We start from the raw sequence: 20,117 nt of genomic DNA, 5'->3' as shown, positions 1-20,117 counted from the left end.
GGTTAGATTTACATAATAATAACTAGGCGCGGCAGGTCATCTCTATGGTGATTTGCCTTTTTCTTTGGGCATCTTTTGTTTTGATTTTCAGACGTGACAAAGGCAAAATAGATTGAATATTTCATTGTAAGCTCCATAAAGAAGCACAATGAGTTCTAAGCTTTTTAAGGAATGCAGTATGCAGGACACAACTCTGTCACGCTGGCTTACACCAGTGATGGCGTTTTGCTTATCTTTTGTCATGATTAGCACATTAGCACCAACAGTGGGTATTCAAATTGATCGTCAATTTGATTTTTGGTTATTGTGGCTAGGAACCATGCTTTTATTAGCACTACCGATTGGTTTTCTTGAAATTGCCTTAGCGAAACGTTCACAGATGACCGCTTTACAAGCACTTTCTACTTTAACGCGTGATGCTGATGCTTCCCCGAAATGGCGTTTAGTAGGTTGGTTCGCTGTTGTTTTTGTTCCTTTCTTTGCAGGCAGTATGATAAATACCTCTGCTCACATTGTGACTGAGCAGCTTGGATTAGATCTTGCTGTTCAAATCCTTTTCGCTGTTTTTGCCGTTATAGCGCTTGGTTTATCTTTTATACCGCGCCAATTTTTAATTGGACTTACAACAATTGGAGTCATTGCTGCTTTCATTGGTGCAAATGTGATGGGCACTCAGTTAACGACTTGGCACTGGACAGGTATTGAGTTTAAAGAGTGGGGCAATGCTACAGTGCTCGCTTTAGTCGCAAGTGGTCTAGGTCTAGGATTGTATTGGCAAAGTAGCTTAGCGACAGTGAAAAAACAACAAGCGGTCACAAGTTCAGTCTTTCCGATCTGGGTCGCGCAGCTTATTGCTGTCATTGCATTTGGTTTCTTCTCTACCCAAGCGCAACTTCCAGCATTAGCGTGGGTTTTTGCTGCGATAATGTCCGCTGCATTATTGATTCAATGTGCTAAAGAGCAGTTAGCACAACGCCAACTTGCAATCATTATTCAATGGGGCATTATTCTCGCGGCAATTGCAGTTTGGGCTGTGCCACAAGTTGACCAAATTTTTAATACTCTATTGATGATTTGGGGATTAGTGATTTGTTTAATTTATGCCGTTTTTGCAGGCTGGGTTATGAAGATTAGCCATCTTCGTAAGGCCATGGGCTTTAGTAACGAATTATTTTATAACGTATGGCGTATTGCGGTACGTTTAGTTTTACCGCTTTCAATTTTGATTGCGATTGTCGCAGTTATTGGGCAAGTTTTATAATGGAACAGAAACAGGTTTGGGTTGCATTTGCGACACCTGAACAGCAATTTATGATTGCCGTTCCATTCAATGAAGGAATGACTGCACAACAAGCGATTGATGCAAGTGGTTTGGCAGAACAGGTAAAACTTCCAGAGCTTTTAAATCTTGGTGTATTTGGTAGCAAGATTGAGGTAGATACTGTTTTGCAAGTGGGTGATCGAGTAGAGATTTATCGTCCATTGACGATTAATCCTAAAGATATTCGACGCAAGCGTGCCGCAAAGAACCCCGTTGGACGTTTTATTAAGGGTAATCGTTTCAGACCATCAAGTTCATAAATAAAACCCCTCACGAATGATTCGGTGAGGGGTTTCTTTTTTTTGGAAACTATTTATAGTGGTGGCGCAGTCAGAATCGCTTCTTTTGATGCTGGTAAACCAGGTTGTGATTCGGGAATCGTATCTAAACCTTCTAGACGTTCTACATTGCCATTCGCATCGAAATAAACTTTTAAGTGTTGACCACGCACTGCCGGTATTTTTGCTTTTTTAGCATAAGTACCTGGTGTGTAGTTGTAGATATAGTCCCAACGTAATGGATTTAATGGATCTGTAACAGTTGGACTACCCAGTAAGAAACGGACTTGCTGAAAGCTCATGCCGACTTGTACTTGTGATGCTTGTGCTTTAGTTAATGGTGTTCCCTGTGGAATATCGACTTTATAAACACCAAAGACTGAACAACCGCTAAGTACTGAAGTGACGAATAACGCCAGCATGATTTTTTGCATTTTGCTACACTATCCTGATAAATGATGATGCATTTGGTTCAAGGATAGATCATACTGCATCTAAACTCTATTGCCTATTCCAACTTAAGATTTGTTGAGAGACCTTTTTAAATGCCTATTTCCAATCAAGACTTACGCAAAGCTGGACTTAAAGTCACCCTTCCTCGTATTAAGATTTTGGAATTGTTAGAAAATTCAAAACAACATCATTTAAGTGCTGAAGATATTTATAAAACTTTGCTTGAACAAGGTGAAGATGTTGGTTTAGCAACTGTTTACCGAGTGTTAACACAATTTGAAGCGGCTGGCATTATCCAACGTCATCATTTTGAAAATAATCATTCAGTTTTTGAAATCATGCAAGAAGATCATCATGATCACCTTGTTTGCTTAAATTGCAACAAAGTTGTTGAATTTACGAATGATATTATTGAGAAAGAGCAACATGCTGTTGCAGATCAGCATAATTTTGCCTTAACAGGTCATTCATTAAACTTATACGGTTATTGTAGTGATTCTGAATGCCAAGATGCTTATCGTAAAAAATGAGTTTGATTTAGTTAAATCTTAGTACTTTACTAAAATTAAACAAATAAAAAGGAAGGTTTTAAAAAACCTTCCTTTTTTTAATGTCTTAATTCGAATTATTGACCATCAAAGGTAATATTTCGGCTCGCACTCAATAACTGATCTGTACCTTCTTCTGAAAGTTTAATTGTGAGACGTAAGTCATTTGGCGAGTCAGCATGCTTCAGTGCATCTTTATACGTAATTTCACCTGCTTTATATAAATCAAATAATGCTTGGTCAAAAGTCTGCATACCCAACTCACGAGAGCGCTTCATGAGATCTTTGATTTCGTGGACTTCACCTTTGCGTATGTAATCTGCCAAAAGTGGTGTATTAATCAGAATCTCAATTGCTGCACGACGTGAATTACCATCTGGCGTTGGAATCAACTGTTGAGCAACCATCGCCTTGAGATTAAGTGATAAATCCATATGCAATTGAGGATGACGATCTGCTTCAAAGAAGTGGACAATGCGATCTAGTGCTTGGTTCGCATTATTTGCGTGTAGTGTTGCAAGTACTAAGTGACCTGTTTCCGCAAAAGCAATCGCATAGTCCATGGTTTCTCGAGAACGAATCTCACCAATCAAGATCACATCAGGTGCTTGGCGAAGCGTATTTTTTAATGCGACTTCAAATGAATCTGTATCAATCCCGACTTCACGTTGAGTGACAATACAACCCGCATGTTGATGTACGAATTCAATTGGGTCTTCAATGGTAATAATATGACCCTTTGAATTTTGGTTACGGTAACCAATCATCGAAGCTAATGAGGTTGATTTACCTGTACCTGTTGCGCCTACAAAGATAATGATACCGCGTTTGGTCATGGCGAGTTCTTTCAGCACGCTAGGGAGCTTGAGTTCATCCATGGTTGGAATGACAGTTTCAATACGACGTAAAACCATTCCAGGCATATCACGTTGTTGAAAGGCACTTACACGGAAACGGGCTGTTTTCTCACGATTGACGATCGCAAAATTACACTCTCTTGTTTCAGCGAATTCTTTACGCTGCTTATCTGACATAATTGAATGAAGTAACTGACCAACGACTTCACCTGAGAGTTTAGACTTTGAAACAGGCACAATTTGACCGTTGATCTTCATTGAAGGTTCAACATCTGCAGTCACAAATAAATCAGATGCACTTTGTTGAATCATTAAATTGAGTAAATCATTAAAATCCATGATATTTCTCTAATCCGTTTATTATTATAGGAATGACTCAGGTTGTTTTGCTGCAGTACGGGCAACTTGAGGGCTAATAACGCCTTTTGAAACTAGGGTCTTCAGACTTTGGTCAAGTGTAGTCATACCGTAGTTTGCACCCGTTTGGATAGCAGAATACATCTGAGCTACTTTATTTTCACGTACAAGGTTACGAATTGCTGGAATTCCAATCATGATTTCATGTGCTGCAACACGACCACCACCATTTTTCTTCAATAATGTTTGTGAAATAACGGCTTGTAGTGATTCAGAAAGCATGGCACGAACCATATCTTTTTCTTCGGCAGGGAATACGTCGATGACACGGTCAATTGTTTTCGCTGCAGAGGTCGTATGCAGTGTACCAAAAACCAAGTGACCTGTTTCAGCCGCAGTTAACGCAAGTCGAATGGTTTCTAAGTCACGCATCTCACCGACAAGAATAATGTCAGGGTCTTCACGAAGTGCAGAACGAAGTGCTTGGTTAAAGCCATGAGTATCACGATGCACTTCACGTTGGTTAATCAAACATTTTTTAGATTGGTGTACAAATTCAATCGGGTCTTCAACTGTTAAAATATGGTCATAACGGTTTTCATTAATATAATCAATCATCGCAGCGAGCGTCGTTGATTTACCAGAACCCGTAGGTCCTGTAACCAAAACGATACCACGTGGATAATCACAAATTTCTTTAAAAATTGAACCTAAACCAAGGTCTTCCATGGTTAAAACTTTAGATGGAATGGTACGGAATACCGCGCCAGCGCCACGGTTTTGGTTAAATGCGTTCACACGGAAACGTGCAATATTAGGCACTTCAAATGAAAAGTCAGTTTCTAGATCTTCTTCATAATCACGACGTTGTTTATCATTCATGATGTCATACACTAAGCGGTGTACATCTTTATGTTCTAGTGCTGGTAAATTAATACGACGGACTTCACCATCTACACGAATCATTGGTGGCATACCTGATGAAAGATGTAAGTCTGAAGCACCGTTTTTAACTGCAAATGCTAGTAATTCTGTAATATCCATGATTTCCCCGAAACAATCAAAATGCCTCATTCTTTTATAGAATAATATACGGCTTTCACTCTGTGTTACCAACATATTATAGAATGTGAGAGAAAAAAGATTTTGTAAGTGAGAACTGTGTCAATGAATAAATCTGAGCAATTCCGCCAATCTGTTTTAAATCAAATAGAGCAAGCTTGCCAGCAGGTGAAACGTGATCCTTCGACTGTACAATTGTTGGCTGTTTCAAAGACTCATCCGAGCCAAACCTTACGAGAAATGTATACTGTTGGTCAGCGTTGTTTTGGTGAAAATTATTTGCAAGAAGCCTTGACTAAAATTGATGAATTACAAGATTTAGATATTGAATGGCATTTTATTGGTCATGTACAACGCAATAAAACCAAGCATTTAGCAGAAACATTTGATTGGGTGCATGGAGTCGATCGCTTCATTATTGCAGAACGTTTATCCAAGCAACGTTTAGAAAATCAAAAACCCTTAAATATCTGTATTCAGGTAAATATTGATGGGCAAAATTCTAAAGATGGTTGCCAACCAAATGAGGTTTTAGAATTGGTTCATCAAATCAGTCAGCTTCCAAATATCCGTTTGCGTGGATTGATGGTGATTCCAGCACCTGAAAATCATGCCGCATTTGCTGATGCTAAAGTGCTATTTGAGCAAGTGAAAGCTCAACATGCACAGCCGCAAGACTGGGATACATTAAGTATGGGCATGTCTGCCGATCTCGAAGCTGCGATTGCAGCAGGTTCAACCATGGTTAGAGTAGGCACAGCATTGTTTGGTGCAAGAGGATGAGCGAGGAAAAGCAAAGCTACCTCGTTTCACGATGTCTTGCGAAGCTATGTTTCTCATTTGCCCGAAGCGCGAGACGAGAAACTATGTTTCGGGTAACTGGTTAAGCCCTGTATCAGCCCACTAGCTCAATCCGACTTGAACCCGAACCTATTGGCTGTACCTGAATCTGTACAGGAATACGCTCATGCATTTCCTGAATATGCGAGATCAATACCACTTTACGGCCTTGGCTTTGCAGTTGATCTAGCGCATTCATCACCATATGCAAGGATGAAGCATCCAGTGTGCCAAAACCTTCATCAATAAACAGTGATTCGATTTTCATGGAACCTGAAGCCATATTGGCAATTGCCAAGGAAATCGCAAGGGCAGTCAGGAAAGACTCACCACCAGACAGTGAAGCCACTGAACGGGTTTCTCCATCCATATCATGGTCAATGATGGCTAGGCTGAGCGAGTTTTCCAGGCGTTTTAAGGTATAACGCTGCGATAGCATTGCTAATTGTTGATTGGCATATTCCAGCAAAATATCTAGATTATATTGCTGAGCTAAGTCACGGAAATCTTTACCTTTGGAATCGCCAATTAAACTAGAAATCTTATTCCAACGGTGTTCCTGCTGCTGAATCTGCTGGATTTGATCTGCAAATTGTTTTTGCTTGGCAAGGTTTTGTTGATGTACTTCTAATTTCAGTTTGAACTGATCACGTTGTTCGGCTTGCTGTTGTAGCTTCTCATGATTGAGATGGATGTACTCAATCAACTGGGTGTGTTCGATGGGTGGCTGTTGTTGCTGATGTATCTGTAATTGCTGTTGCAGCGTTTTCAATGCAGAGGCGGCCTCATTGAGTAAGCGTTCTGCATGTTGTAGTGATGTTCGAATGTGCTGTTCTTGCTCAGCACGAATAGCAAGTAAGTCAGCTAATTGATGCTCTTCAAACTCAGGATGCTGGCTTAACCATGCTCGAATTTCAGTTTTAGATTGAGTAAGAGTAGATTGTTGCTGTTGTTGTTGAGCCTTGAGCTGTTCCAGTTCATTTTTCTGCTGTTCATAGATTTGACGAGTCTGTTCAAAACGCTGCTTGATTTGCTGATATTGATTTTGGAGTTGCTGACGCTGTTGATCGTGTTGGTTTAACCATTCATTGGCTTTCAGTTCGGTTAAACCTGTCATCACTACAATTAGTTGATGCGCTGACTCTGTATTTTGTTTGCCTTTAAGCTCGACATCTTTGAGTTGCTGGCTAAACTCCGCATGTTGAGTGTTCAAGCTTGTTAAATTGGTCTTTAATAGATTCAGTTGCTGTTCAAGCTGCTGTTGTTGTTTGCTGAGTGTTTCAGCTTGTTCAATCTGTTGAATACGTTGCTGTAAACGTTGTGCTAGCTGTTGAGCAGAACTTAGCGTTTGCTGTTGCCATAAGTTTTGTTCATCGCTGCTCAGGCAATCTACAACATGCTGAATCTGTTGCTGTAACTGCTGTACGCTTTCGAGTTGATATCGGATATTTTGAATCGTTTGAGTCAGGTGATAGTGGTCTTTATTGGCCTGATGCAGTTGCTGTAACTCAATTTCAATCTGCTGTTTGAACTGGGTTGCCTCATTGATGTATTGCTGTTGAACGGTAGTGATTTTCGCATGCGACTGAGTTAAATCTAGGAGGATCTCGAACTGTGCGGCATGTTTGACTAACTCCTGATGTTGCAGTTTGAATTTGTCATCTGCTTGTTGCACTGCGGATTGCAATTGAGTCAGTTCGGTACGAATCTGGGTAAATTGCTGCTGTGTGTTTTGCCAAAGTTGAAAGCATTGTTGCTCTTGTTGAATGGCCTGTTGTTCTTGCTGTTGTTGCAGCTCATACAAGGCTTTGGAAAGCTGACTTGCATCATCACGATAGGGATGTTCGGTGCTACCACAGACCAGACAGGCTTCTCCGTGTTTGAGTTCTGCACGGAGATGTTCAATATTTTCAGCATGTAATAAACGTTGTTGTTGCAATATCTGCTGCAATTTTTCCCGTTCATTTTTGGCAGATTGGAATGCGCCTTGGCTAGTTTGCAGTTGTTGGTCAAGTTGCTGATGTTGTTGCTGTGTGTTGCTGAGTTGATGGGCTAGTGCTTCACGGTCTTTGTTAAGTTCAAAATAATGCTGTAACTTTTGCTGAATCAGATCTAGTTGATTCAGTTGGGCTTGTTGCTGTTCTCTAAGTTTTTGTTTCTGTTCAAGCTGGCTTTCAATCTGTTGTGGTGTACCAAATTTTTGAATGAGCTCATTCAATACGATCTGATCTTGTTCAAGTTTGGATTGTGCCTGTTGAATCGAACCTAAATTTTGTTCGACTTTTTGGTATTGCAGAATAAATTGCTGCAGCTGCTGAAGATGTGCATTCAAGCCCTTATCTAAAGTGGAGAATTGTGCGCTCTGTTGCAGTTGATCAGAGCAGCTTTGTTGTTGTATCGATAAGCTATGGTGACTTTGTTCAAACTGCTGTTGCTGCTCAAGTAATGGTTGTTGTTGCGCTTCGTTTTGGTTTAAGCGGAGTTTGGTTTTCTTATATTCATCGGCAATGTATTCACGTTCCTGTACATATTTACGCACTTGAGTGAGTTCATGCTGATGGTTTTGTTCAAAACTCTGAAATTGCTGTAAGGCTGTTTCAGCCTGCGTATAAGCCGTTTTTTCTTGCTCAAATTGGCTGCTTACAGCGGTAAATTGCTGTTGCTTGTGTTGAATCTGCGGTTCAAGCTGTTGCAGTGCTTTTTCCAGTTGTTGCTGTTGGAATACAATCGGACGAATGCCTGAAAAGGTTTCAAGTTGGTTGAGTCGATTGCGATCTGCGGCTAAAGCCTGATGTGCTTGAATTTGAATCTCATGCTGTTGTTGTTTTAGTGTGATTTCAGTTTCGAGTTTCTGTCGCTGTTCAAACCATTGTTGCTGTTGATTAAGCTGAACTTTGTCGGCTTCCAACTGTTGAACCTGTTGTTGTATCTGCTGGAATTGGGTCTGTAATTCAGCAACTTCTTCATCTGAACGGATTTCAATATGACCGAGCACATTTTCCAATTGCTTGCGTTGGTTGCTGATTTCACGGGTCTTTTCAAAAGCCAGTTGTCCAATTTTGGCAAAAATACTGGAGTTGGTCAGATATTCTAATAATTCACCACGTTCATTATCGCGTGCCTTTAAAAAAGCGGTGACTTCAGACTGCGCCAACAGTACCGCACGGGTGAATTGCTCAAAACTGAGTTGGGTAATCTGTTGAATATGGGCTTCAACCGCTTTGGTTTTATCTGCAATCACTACACCGTCGGTCAGGCATTTGAGTGAGCGTTGCACACTTTGCAGTTTGCCACTGGCATTTTCACGGGCACGTTTAATTTCCCAACGTGCGAGATAATGTTTCTGATCTTGTGCTACAAAACACAGTTCGGCAAAACCATGTCCTGTGCCGCGACGTAGAACCGTTAAAGGGGAGTTGGTGAGTAGTTCCGAACCATCGACATCTAACAGTTTGCCGTCACTTTCTTTGAGGCGGGGAATCTTATTAAATAAGGCCAGACACATGGCATCTAAAATCGTGGATTTACCCGCGCCCGTTTTTCCGACAATGGCGATCAGTCCCGCACTGGCCAAAGGCTCAGTTTCAAAATCAATAAAATGCTCATCTGCCAGAGATGCCAAATTTTTCAGTCGAATTGATAAAATTTTCATGGCAGGTCCTTAAACAGTCTGATCATCTTCAAGTTGCTTTTGTGCTTCTGCGACCAAACTCATAAAGTCTTTGGTAACTTCATCATCGGCGTGATAGCCCTTTTTCTCCCAAATTTGCTGAAATAGTTTTTCGGGTGTCGGTGGTTCTAAGCTAATGTTCTGCTTGCTCTCTGCATTGCTTTCATTGGAGAGATATTGTCTGGAAATCCGCACCAGTCGATAACGATCTTTGGGCAATGCATCTTCAAATTGTTGTCGTAGATTCGGCTGTGGTGGTGTCGAGGTATGATATTCGATATCGACATATTCACGATGCTCGAGATTTTCGATCGGTTCATTTGGTAGATTGCGCAGATGTTGCATGACCACACTGAGTTCATCTTTAATTTTATGCAGTTGAATACTTCTGGGGATCGGCAAAGCTTCAAAGTTAAACGAATCTTCACTTTTTGTAGGATCAATGCTGACTTCAACCACTTGGTGCTTATAGTTGATTTCACTAAATGACAAAGGAATCGGTGAACCACTATAACGAATATGTGGATGCTGTACTTTTTGCGGTTTATGCAAATGCCCTAGTGCTACATAATCAATGCTATCATCGAACAGAGCTGTAGATAGTGCTTCTTCATTACCAATAATAATCGGTCGTTCTGAATCCGAAGTTTCACCACCTTGCATATGCGCATGTGACATCAGAATCAGGGCCTGATCATCGGTTTTACGGCGTTTGGCTTCTTCGATTAACTGTTGGTGTAAATAAGCAATCGCATTTTGGCTGTTGGTGGTGTGTTCATTAAAGCCTGTGATTTCAACTGAACGTAGGAATGGTAGGGCAATACACCACGCCACAATCTGCTTTTGTTCATCATAAATTGGCAAAATTAAACGTTCTAAATCGAGGCTTTTATCTTGATTCCAACGAATCACACCAACCGTTTTAGCATTGTATTTTGCTAATAAGGGCTCGACTTGTTCAATGCGATAGCCCGAATCATGATTGCCTGCAATCATCAAAGTTTGCATCTGTGGGGCAAGTTCATGTGCATCGGCAAGGAATTGATAGAGTTGTTTTTGTGCCTGTGAGCTGGGGTTAATCACATCAAAAATATCACCCGCAATAAGTAATGCATGCGGCTGTTTGGCTTTGATCTGCTCAAGTAACCATGCCAGAAATTGTTCATGTTCATAGTGGCGGGAATGATTATAAAAAAACTGCCCCAAATGCCAGTCAGACGTATGAAAAAAACGCACGGTCATAAATGAATCTAAAAATAAAATGAACCTGAATAAGGTAGCACGGATTCAGCCAAAAAGTAGAGCCTTGTAGCGTTGAATAACATAGACAAGATATGTCTTGATCATTCGGAAATGATCAACTAGTTTGTTACCAACATTATTACTAAAAAACAGGAATTAAAAGAATGAGTTTAGGAAAAGTAAGCCGTGAAATCATGGACCATATTATGTTGATTGGCTTAGACCGAGTGGCAAAACGAAATGCCTTTGATAGCCATATGATTGAGGATTTATCTCTGGCTTTAACCGAATATGAAAATAATCCTAAACTACGTTGTGCCGTGATTTTTGCACATGGCGACCATTTCACGGCAGGTCTGGACTTGGTGGAATTACAACCCAAAATTCCTCAAGGGATTTTTAGTTTTGAAGAAGGGCAAATTAACCCTTGGGGTGTTGGAGGGCGGCATCGAACCAAGCCTGTTGTTGTAGCTGTACAAGGGATTTGTTACACCGCTGGGGTAGAGTTGATGTTGAATGCAGATGTTGTCGTCGCGAGCGAAGACACGATTTTTGGTCAGCTTGAAGTATTACGCGGAATAATGCCTTTTGGTGGAGCAACAGCGCGTTTTGTTCAGGCTGCAGGTTGGCAAAAAGCCATGCCGTATTTATTGACAGGGAAAACTTTTGATGCCCAAAAAGCCAATGAACTAAATTTGCTTTCTGAGATTGTTGCTAAGGGCACACAGCTTAATCGGGCTATCGAGATTGCCCAAGAAATCTGTATTGCTGCACCACTTGCATTACAGGCATTGTTGGCTTCAGCAACTGATGCTGTTACTCAGGGAGAGGTTTTCGCATTTCAGAATATGGACAGTTATCTCAAGCCATTGTTTGCATCGCAAGATGCTCAAGAAGGTGTACGTGCGATGCTTGAGAGACGTCTTCCTCAATTTAAAGGTGAGTAAGCGTTGGTTTGAGTTCATCTGAAGTTTATTTTGCTTATCGACGGAGTTCTTTAGATTTTTCTTCTTTCAGGTTTATATTGTGATTGTATTCTTTTCAATGCATGAAATAAGTAGTGGTGTCTTTCTGGAGCGAGTCCAAGACCAAACGTGATAGGCTGATTTGCCTCAATGACAATTTGGGCCTGTTGTTTATTGGATGAGTTAGTTGAACGGTTTTCTCTAATTCGACTAACGTCATTCCAATTAAAATATTTTGATTTTCCTATTCTGCCAATTCCCGTAAATACACGTCCACCTTGTTGATTAATGGTGAGCTCAATTTTACCAAATAGCATCATCAGTGTAAGCGAACCAAAAATGATGGTTCCAATCAGAAATGGGATACCAAATAGACTTTGTAAGAGACTAAATTGCTGTTTTGCGATTTGAGTTCCATAGATTCCACCTAGTGAACCACCAGACCAAATCAACATAAAAGGCACTAGAAAGAAAGCAATCGGGCTTCTCAGCGTTGCGCCTAGTTTAATTTCTTGCATATTATTTTTATACCAAGTACCGCTTGGGGGTTGATTGATATCAAACGCATATGATGGCGTATCAAAATTTTCAGAAACACGAAAAATATGATTGCAAACTTGGCATTTCCCCATATCCGTTTGGATATTGATATTTTCATTTACAACGTCAACCTGACAGTTTGGACATTTCATTTTTATAGTGCTTAAATTGCTTAATTTTATGAAATTTTAGTATAGCATTATCATTTTGCATTCTCATCAATTTCACATATACCGAAGACATTTTTATCTAAATCAAGAAAGTAACCTTGCCAACAACGGTTTGGGATAGCAAATTTTTCCATAGCGACTTTGCCTCCCAAACTTAAAATTTTACTAGCAGTTTCATCAAAGTTTTTAACTTCAATAGTACAAGTAAACGCATTTGTTCCGTTGCCAGCTGAAAATGGAGCAACAGGTTATTATATTAAACTGCAGTATAATGTTAATAATCTTAAACGGTCGTTTGATGATAGATTAATTTTTGCATATTCTAAATTAGAGCAAACATTGGATGTTCTTGATTGAAATCTTATTTGTCTTTAATTCAGTAGTACGGAATCATAACTTCTTACTTTTTTGTTTAATTTCGCTAATTAGTGATAAAATTTTACTTTCATCTCTAAAGTCTTTATATAAACGATTTATATTATCTTGTCGTGTTGAAGGAGACACTCGACGAAACAATCTGATTTCTAAAAATCTTTTAATACTATCGATATCCTGTTCATCACTAGGTAGTACAAATTCTTTACTTTCAATTATTTTCGGCAGGTCAAAGAAATTGATCATTTCATCCATGATGATTAGGTTCTCATGGTCAATAACTTCACTTATACGTCTAAAATGAGGAGAGTTTTCATCTTCTTTTTCGGTAATAAAAATATAATGAGTCGAAAGTTGTTTAAGGGATGCGATTAGCTTTTCTGAGTAGAATGGGCCAACGGATATTACTTCAAACTTTTCATATCCTAATTTATTGTGTTCATTCCCAATTAATTCAATAAATAGTTCAACAGATTTCCCTTCAACATATATGTTTAAGGTATTCTGAAGTGCTTGAGGGTGCTTTGCTGTAGCTGCTTGTTCTAGCTTAGGATAGAGTTTATCTATTCCATTTATATTTGAGACTCTTGGAATTAATGGTATCCAGCCATTAGAGTCACCACAAATACAATTAATTGTTGCATTTGGTGTATTGTAATAAAACGCAAGTAATGCTCCTATACCTCCATAACCTAGTCCACGATATTTCGATAGTTTCTCGAAATAAGACTTTCTAGTTGCAAAGGTCAAACCTTCATAGAAAATGGAATCTAGCGATTTGACAGTATCTTTCTCATCGAATTCTAATGCAGAAAAAACATCTGCTAATTCAGTTTCCTGAACTTTTTTAATTCCTGATTTAAAACCAATAGCAGTGAGTACAAAAATATTTTTGACTCCAAGCGCAAATACTCTTTCAGCAATTTCTTTTAGTTCTTGTGAGGCTTGGTCACCTGTTCCGATGAAGTCATCGACTAATACTAAATTTTCGACTTTTCCTTCCTCAAGATATCTAATATTTTCAGCATCAAGAAAATTTGCTGATGCTAATTCATTAATAAGTCTAAAATTATATGCGATCATTGCACCACTCTTTGCTCCACCTCCAATTGAAGCATACATAGTATTTTTGAGAGACAAAGAAATTCCTTTATTTTTAGCTTGCCTATTTAATTTTGAATAGGCTATAGATAATGCTGAATTAAGTTCTTCGGGGCCAATGATATTTAAGTTTTTTATGATTCTAAAAGCAATGTCAAAATCTTCATTATCAAATTGTAGCATCCAAGTTACTACTTCATTTAAATCTTTCTTAATAGACCAACAATTAATAATTTTTTCAATTTCTATTAATTTATTTTCAATTTCAATTGGATACTTCATTTTAATCAACACATATCGCATTGATAATTATTTTATTAGATTAATTGTCTGTTGAATAGATATAGATAATTAAAAAATAAAAACCGACGATTCGAGTGATGATAAATCGTCGGTCAAAATCTTTTTCAACGGCTTTGGCTACTAACAAAGCCATTGTCAAAGATGGAGAGTCATAATGAAAGGTCACCGAAAAATATTGCGGATGCCGTGCAATGAACATTCGGTTGCTGCGACCTTGTACCCTATATAACGCTGCTAGGTGTGGATTGGTTGACATAAAAATGAAAAAAAAGTGAAAAAAATTTATAATTATTTTTGAAGTAGATTAGATTTGGTTTATTTACATGATTTCATTGCGTTTGTACTACCTTTGGTTTTTTATTGTGTGCTTGATTTCTAGCCTAATCGCTGGAGTCATCGCTGCAATTTTACCTAATAGCATTGGGGGAGTGCTTACAGCCATTCCTTATCTAATTGCAATGATTTTTGTTTTATTCAAATTTCTAAAAAAACAACATCGTGCACCAACCCTCTCGGAAAAGAAACGATTAAGCCTTGGATTTAGCCTCATTTTTTGGGGTTACAATGCATGTGGTTTACTCTTAGGATTGTTTATTTTTGCACGTAAAGATCCAGAAATTTGGCAAAATTTTATTTTATATTTCAAGCAACCTATGTTTTTAATTACTGTTGTTGCAATTTGGTTGATGATCGCAGCACCGTTATTTTTAATTACGTATTGGTTTTATGGCGCACAAGCACAACGAATGGCAAATAAGATGTTTAACGGGTAATAAAGTTCACTTGTAATTCACCTGTATTCTGCTAAAACTTTTAATACGATTCATTTTTGATAGATCAGTCCATGAAAAAAATGACGGTATTGGTGACAGGTGCAAGTGGGTTTATTGGTTCTCATCTTTTACCTTTTCTATTGAAAAATAATTTTCAAGTGATTGCACTGACACGACAAAAAAATAAAGCTTCATATGATTCAGATTTAACATGGGTGAATGATTTAGATGAAATTAAAGTCATTGAAATTGACTATGTGATCAATTTGGCTGGTGAAAATATTGGTCAAAAACGCTGGACTGATCAAAGAAAAAAACAACTGATACAAAGCCGAGTGGCCATGACGGAGAAACTTTATCAGTGGTTACAGCAAAAAAGCATCTTCCCCCAATGTATTATTTCTGGCTCAGCTATTGGCTATTACGGGATTGATCCTCAAGAAATGTGGGCGGCGATCTGTGACGAAAATACACCACCACAAGTCATCTTTATGTCAGAGCTTTGTCAGGCTTGGGAACAAACAGCACTTAAATTTACTCAACAAAATACTAAAATTATTCGCTTAGGGGTGGTGTTTGGTGATGGCGGAATCTTGCCGCAAATGTTGTTACCGATTCGATTGAATATGATTGCTAAAATTGGCTCAGGCAAACAACCTGTTGTTTGGATTCATATTCAAGATGTTTTAAGAGCAATTATTTTTTTACTTCAATTACAGGCTGATCAAAAAGTTTACAATTTAGTTGCTCCAGAACAAATCAATCAACAAGGTTTTGTTGATGTTGCTGCACGAGTTTTGAAACGTAAACCTTTTATAACGATGCCTAAATGCGTGTTTGAATTAGCATTAGGCGAACAATCACAATTAATTTTAAATGGTCAATATGTAACGCCTCAGGCATTATTCAAGCATGGTTTTAAATTTCAGTACCCCAATTTAGAGCAAGCCTTAACCGAAATTTTATTGGATCACTAAATTTTTTTTCTGCAAACGACTTGGTGAATAGGCACTTGGGTCAACAATAGGCGCTTGTTTTAAAATGAGTTGGCGTAACAATTGCGCCGAACCAGCACCCATACACAGCCCATTACGGAAATGCCCAAAATTGGCCCACAGGTTTCCAATTTCAGGCATGGCACCGATGTAGGGAATACCGTGTGGCGAACTTGGACGTAACCCAGCCCAGCGTTGCACAATCGGGAACTGTTCCAGCTCAGGCACCATTTCCAGACACGCCGTTAAAATATCCTGCTGCGTTTGCTCATCCACAGCCGTACTAAAACCACAGTCAGCCATACTCGAACCACAGACAATATGACCATCCTGACGTGGAATCAGGTACATCACCCGATTCATACACATGGTAGGTAACCAGTTTTCAGGTGTTTTGAACAGCAGCATTTGCCCCTGTATCGGCTGTACAGGAATTTGTCGATGTATGTGTTCTTCCCAATATTGACTCCATGCGCCCGAGGTCAGAACAACATGATCAGCATGAAAAACTTGACCATTTGAAGTTTGTATTCCGTGTACCGTTTTATTTTTAACAATCAGTTGATCAATTGAGCAGTGCTCAAAAAAACGAACGAAAGGATGCTGTTTAAGATAGCTGATGAGAGATTGTAATAAACGAGGATTACGTACATTCGACAGTTGCGGAAAATGGATGGCTTGTTGAAATTTTTCTGAAATATGCGGATTAATTTGTTCAAGTTGTTTGCGTTCTAACAAATTGCACTGTTGCATGGGTTCTTGATATTGACTGGCATAATTCAGTCCTACATCAAAGTCTTCCTGATCGAAAATCAGCATGCCTGTATTGTGGATTTGAAAATCAATCTCCGTGATAGGCAGAAGTTTTTCATTCCACATTTGATACAGCGATTTACCGTATTGAGCAAGATGATTAACTTCTGGTGCATAACGCCACGGGTACATCGGGGAAAGAATTCCACCGCCTGCCCATGAGGCAGCCTGACCTGCTTGTTGTTGATCAAAAATATCAACAGAGCAACCTTGTTCAGCAAGTTCTAACGCTGACATCAAGCCGCTAATACCCGCACCAATAATGGCAATATGCATAAAAAATTAAACCAATTTCAAAATTCACCTCTTTGATATTAAAGAGGTGAGGAGTGTTTTAGCTCAGTAAGGGAGATTGCTATCTCATCTCTTTGAGTTTACGTGCAGCATCTTCGGCAAAATAGGTCCAAATACCATCTGCACCCGCACGACGACAGCACATCAATGACTCTAAAATCACGCTTTCAGATAACCAGCCATTTTGAATCGCACCTGCAAGCATGGCGTATTCACCACTAACTTGGTAGACAAAAGTAGGTACACCAAAGGTATCTTTCACTTCACGAACGACATCCAGATAAGGCATACCCGGTTTTACAATCACCATATCTGCACCTTCCTGAATATCAAGTGCAATTTCATGCAATGCCTCGGCACGATTGCCGACATCCATTTGATAATTATATTTATTTGCACCTTTTAAATTACTTGCTGAACCCACTGCATCACGGAAAGGGCCATAGAAGCTTGAGGCATATTTTGCTGAATACGCCATGATATTGGTATAGATAAAACCATTTTGTTCAAGTGCTTGACGAATCGCACCAATACGTCCATCCATCATGTCACTTGGTGCAACGACATCAGCACCCGCTTGTGCATGGCTGAGGGCTTGTTTGACTAGGCATTCAACGGTTTCATCATTTAAAACATAGCCAGTTTCATCAATAATACCGTCTTGACCATGAGTGGTATAAGGATCAAGTGCGCCATCGGTAATCAATACCATTTCTGGTAATTCTTTTTTCAGTAAGCGGCAAGTGGCTTGAACCAAACCATCTTCATGCCATGCAGCTTCCGCCGTTAAACTTTTGTCTTCTTGTGGGGTTACTGGAAATAAAGCAAGCTTTGAAACACCGAGTTCGAGCAAAGTTTCTGCTTTTTTGAGTAATAAATCAGCAGATAGACGCTGCACATTTGGCATGCTTGGAATATCTTGAGTTTGTTGTTGTCCCGGTAATACAAATACTGGATAAATCAAATGATTAGCTGTAAGTTGTGTTTCACTGACCATGGCACGAAGTTGGTCATTTTTACGGATACGGCGCATGCGAGTCGCGGGAAAAGCGGGACGATTGAACGTATAAGTCATAACAATCTCGATGTTCAGTATTACACTATAGGAATAATTGAAATATTTAAGTCATGCTAGGGAGAGCTTAGCGGCTAAGTTCAATTAAATATCCTCGCTATTGTAGCCCCATAATTTTAGATTTGTACAAAATAATGGGATGTTTATCGTTCCTTTGGATTCAGGCAGCGTATGAATGATGTAAAGAAAAACTGGACAGGCAATATTCAGTTAGGTGCTAAAGCCGATCATGACGTGGTATTAAAGCAGCTTTGTAAAGCATTTAATTCTTCACCATTTTTTAAGCATTGTGGCATGAGCATGCGCGTTGTTGATGATCAAATTGAAGGTTATATCGAAATGCAGCCTGAGTTGGTGGGTAATGTAGCCTTCCAAATTTTGCATGGCGGTGTTGCAGCGACATTACTAGATAGTATTGGTGGCGTTGTTGCAATGGAACAACTTTATCGTCGTGCGACCCCAGAAGATCTTCCTGACACGATTAAGAAAGTATCGCGTTTAGCAACCGTAGATATGCGTGTTGATTATCTTGCTCCGGGTCGTGGTCAGTTTTTTACTGCACGTGCGGAAACATTACGTTTAGGACGCAAAGGTTGTACGATGCGTATGACCATGCTCAATGATGAAGCTAAGCCAATTGCAACGGCAATTGCTTCTTACGCATTCTAAGTATGATGTTCAATATGAAAGCGTCTTTTGACGCTTTTTTTATTGTTTACATGAAAGTAAAATAAAAAATTATCAAAATATAAGAATTGAACGCATCAGTTATTTTTTTTATTCTCGCCATATGATTTTTTATCGTTAAAATGCGATTTAAATTTTTGTTTGTATTTTGATCTTAGGTTTTAACAATTGGTTAAGTTAAAAAAACTAGACTGATCGGCTGATTAAACCAAAAGTTAAAAATCCCTTTAATTTTTCAGGAATAACATATGACTGACGCCCAAGCTAATCAACAAGATATTGCTGCTGATTCGGCATCAGATGATGCAATGAAAGCAAAACGTAAAAAGTTTTTAGGATTTTTCGCACTTATTCTTATCCTTGCAGCAATTTTGTATGCTATTTGGGCGTTGTTCTTTAATCATGCTGTCAGTACCGATAATGCTTATGTTGGTGCGGAAACGGCACAAATCACCTCAATGGTGAGTGGACAAGTCGCTGAAGTTTTGGTGAAAGATACCCAACAAGTTAAAAAGGGTGATGTTCTCGTTCGTGTAGATGAGCGTGATGCCAAAATCCAGTTGGCACAAGCACAAGCTGAGTTGGCAAAAGCGCAACGTCAATACAAGCAAAGCCAAGCGAATAGTAGCTCATTGAATTCTCAAGTTGTGGTTCGCAATGATGAAATTAATAGTGCACAAGCACAAGTAAGTAAAGCACAAGCAGATTTTGATAAAGCGAACTTAGAATTAAAGCGTCGTAATGAACTTGCCGCTTCAGGAGCGATTTCTAAAGAGGAATTGAGCAAAGCGCAAAGTGCAGTATCGACGGCAAAAGCAAGCTTAGATTTAGCTCAAGCGGGTTTAGCCCAAGCAACCTCAAGCCGTAAAGCCGCAGAAAGTACACTTGCTGCAAATGAAGCATTGATTCAAGGCTTCAATGAAGCGTCCACACCTGATGTTTTGGTTGCAAAAGCCCATGTTGAGCAAGCAACGCTTGATTTAGAGCGTACCGTTATTCGTGCGCCTGTTGATGGTGTGGTGACACGCAAGAATATTCAAATTGGGCAACGTGTTGCACCAGGTACTGTGATGATGTCAGTGGTGCCTGTATCTGCACTGTATGTCGATGCAAACTATAAAGAAAGTCAGCTTGCTAAAGTGAAAGCAGGGCAGAAAGTAACGCTTCGTTCAGACCTATATGGTGATGATGTGGTTTATCACGGGACAGTTCAGGGCTTCTCTGGTGGGACAGGTGCCGCATTTGCCTTGATTCCAGCACAGAATGCGACAGGAAACTGGATTAAAGTAGTACAGCGTTTACCTGTACGTATTACGCTTGATCCCAAAGAACTTGCAGAACATCCATTGCGTGTAGGGTTGTCGATGCAAGCGGACATTGATCTCGCATCGAAGTAAT

The 20,117-nt window shown here is 39.4% G+C and carries 18 protein-coding genes and 1 pseudogene; 9 read left to right on the top strand and 10 right to left on the bottom strand.

Annotated elements, in window-relative coordinates; translation table 11 throughout:
* The first annotated feature begins 178 nt into the window (after positions 1–178).
* Positions 179–1,261 carry a hypothetical protein gene (locus tag F908_RS04685; RefSeq protein ID WP_005158234.1) on the top strand — a complete coding sequence of 361 codons (1,083 nt, stop codon included), beginning with the start codon at positions 179–181 and terminating at the stop codon, positions 1,259–1,261.
* Positions 1,261–1,581 (top strand): RnfH family protein, encoded by a 321-nt coding sequence (locus F908_RS04680; protein WP_005158232.1) that lies wholly within the window; start codon positions 1,261–1,263, stop codon positions 1,579–1,581. The genes F908_RS04685 and F908_RS04680 overlap by 1 nt, the downstream gene beginning before the upstream one ends.
* Positions 1,582–1,634: 53 nt before the next feature.
* On the opposite strand, the gene F908_RS04675 is transcribed toward F908_RS04680, so the two are convergent.
* Entirely contained in the window at positions 1,635–2,033 is a 399-nt protein-coding gene (locus F908_RS04675; protein WP_004663429.1) for an outer membrane protein assembly factor BamE, read from the bottom strand.
* Between the two features lie 111 nt (positions 2,034–2,144).
* On the opposite strand from F908_RS04675, the gene fur reads away from it, so the two are divergent.
* Positions 2,145–2,582 carry a ferric iron uptake transcriptional regulator gene (gene fur / locus F908_RS04670; RefSeq protein ID WP_004663428.1) on the top strand — a complete coding sequence of 146 codons (438 nt, stop codon included), beginning with the start codon at positions 2,145–2,147 and terminating at the stop codon, positions 2,580–2,582.
* A gap of 95 nt (positions 2,583–2,677) precedes the next feature.
* Here the strand turns inward: fur and F908_RS04665 are convergent, their stop codons facing one another.
* Together F908_RS04665 and F908_RS04660 are read right to left on the bottom strand one after the other, a co-directional pair.
* The gene (locus F908_RS04665) at positions 2,678–3,796 is read right to left on the bottom strand and encodes a PilT/PilU family type 4a pilus ATPase (protein WP_005158228.1); all 1,119 of its coding nucleotides are present in this window, start codon (positions 3,794–3,796) and stop codon (positions 2,678–2,680) included.
* A gap of 24 nt (positions 3,797–3,820) precedes the next feature.
* Positions 3,821–4,858: a type IV pilus twitching motility protein PilT gene (locus tag F908_RS04660; RefSeq protein WP_034601609.1), complete on the bottom strand. Its 1,038-nt coding sequence runs from the start codon at positions 4,856–4,858 to the stop codon at positions 3,821–3,823.
* Positions 4,859–4,981: 123 nt separating this feature from the next.
* Here F908_RS04660 and F908_RS04655 point away from each other — a divergent pair, with 123 nt between their 5' ends.
* Positions 4,982–5,659 (top strand): YggS family pyridoxal phosphate-dependent enzyme, encoded by a 678-nt coding sequence (locus F908_RS04655; RefSeq protein ID WP_005158226.1) that lies wholly within the window; start codon positions 4,982–4,984, stop codon positions 5,657–5,659.
* A gap of 112 nt (positions 5,660–5,771) precedes the next feature.
* On the opposite strand, the gene F908_RS04650 is transcribed toward F908_RS04655, so the two are convergent.
* Together F908_RS04650 and F908_RS04645 are read right to left on the bottom strand one after the other, a co-directional pair.
* Positions 5,772–9,368, bottom strand: a complete 3,597-nt coding sequence (locus tag F908_RS04650) for an AAA family ATPase (protein ID WP_005158224.1) — start codon at positions 9,366–9,368, stop codon at positions 5,772–5,774.
* A 9-nt stretch (positions 9,369–9,377) separates the two neighbouring features.
* The gene (locus tag F908_RS04645; RefSeq protein WP_005158222.1) at positions 9,378–10,628 is read right to left on the bottom strand and encodes an exonuclease SbcCD subunit D; all 1,251 of its coding nucleotides are present in this window, start codon (positions 10,626–10,628) and stop codon (positions 9,378–9,380) included.
* Between the two features lie 164 nt (positions 10,629–10,792).
* Here F908_RS04645 and F908_RS04640 point away from each other — a divergent pair, with 164 nt between their 5' ends.
* Positions 10,793–11,575, top strand: coding sequence for a crotonase/enoyl-CoA hydratase family protein (locus tag F908_RS04640; protein WP_005158221.1), 783 nt, complete (start codon positions 10,793–10,795; stop codon positions 11,573–11,575).
* Positions 11,576–11,625: 50 nt separating this feature from the next.
* Here F908_RS04640 and F908_RS04635 read toward each other — a convergent pair whose 3' ends face one another.
* The 3 genes and pseudogenes from F908_RS04635 to F908_RS04625 form a co-directional block, all read right to left on the bottom strand.
* Positions 11,626–12,285, bottom strand: a complete 660-nt coding sequence (locus F908_RS04635) for a hypothetical protein (RefSeq protein WP_005158219.1) — start codon at positions 12,283–12,285, stop codon at positions 11,626–11,628.
* 50 nt (positions 12,286–12,335) lie between these two features.
* Positions 12,336–12,530, bottom strand: a pseudogene (locus F908_RS15890) (VOC family protein); the annotation flags it as partial.
* 163 nt (positions 12,531–12,693) lie between these two features.
* Positions 12,694–14,061 (bottom strand): phosphoribosyltransferase, encoded by a 1,368-nt coding sequence (locus F908_RS04625; protein ID WP_034602634.1) that lies wholly within the window; start codon positions 14,059–14,061, stop codon positions 12,694–12,696.
* A 344-nt stretch (positions 14,062–14,405) separates the two neighbouring features.
* On the opposite strand from F908_RS04625, the gene F908_RS04620 reads away from it, so the two are divergent.
* Complete coding sequence (locus tag F908_RS04620; protein WP_005158208.1) at positions 14,406–14,855, top strand: ABZJ_00895 family protein; 450 nt, start codon at positions 14,406–14,408, stop codon at positions 14,853–14,855.
* A 71-nt stretch (positions 14,856–14,926) separates the two neighbouring features.
* The gene (locus tag F908_RS04615; protein WP_005158206.1) at positions 14,927–15,832 is read left to right on the top strand and encodes a TIGR01777 family oxidoreductase; all 906 of its coding nucleotides are present in this window, start codon (positions 14,927–14,929) and stop codon (positions 15,830–15,832) included.
* Here F908_RS04615 and thiO read toward each other — a convergent pair.
* A complete protein-coding gene (gene thiO / locus F908_RS04610; RefSeq protein ID WP_005158200.1) occupies positions 15,818–16,939 on the bottom strand; it encodes a glycine oxidase ThiO in 1,122 nt (373 codons plus the stop codon). The two genes, F908_RS04615 and thiO, sit on opposite strands and share 15 nt — an antisense overlap.
* Positions 16,940–17,018: 79 nt before the next feature.
* The gene (hemB, locus tag F908_RS04605; protein ID WP_005158198.1) at positions 17,019–18,032 is read right to left on the bottom strand and encodes a porphobilinogen synthase; all 1,014 of its coding nucleotides are present in this window, start codon (positions 18,030–18,032) and stop codon (positions 17,019–17,021) included.
* Between the two features lie 171 nt (positions 18,033–18,203).
* Here hemB and F908_RS04600 point away from each other — a divergent pair, with 171 nt between their 5' ends.
* Positions 18,204–18,701 carry a thioesterase family protein gene (locus F908_RS04600; RefSeq protein WP_004663409.1) on the top strand — a complete coding sequence of 166 codons (498 nt, stop codon included), beginning with the start codon at positions 18,204–18,206 and terminating at the stop codon, positions 18,699–18,701.
* Between the two features lie 266 nt (positions 18,702–18,967).
* Positions 18,968–20,116: an HlyD family secretion protein gene (locus tag F908_RS04595; protein ID WP_005158195.1), complete on the top strand. Its 1,149-nt coding sequence runs from the start codon at positions 18,968–18,970 to the stop codon at positions 20,114–20,116.
* Position 20,117 lies beyond the last annotated feature (1 nt).

This window comes from Acinetobacter sp. NIPH 284, from assembly GCF_000369425.1.
Lineage (GTDB): Bacteria > Pseudomonadota > Gammaproteobacteria > Pseudomonadales > Moraxellaceae > Acinetobacter.
This window is presented reverse-complemented; position numbering and strand designations above follow the sequence as displayed.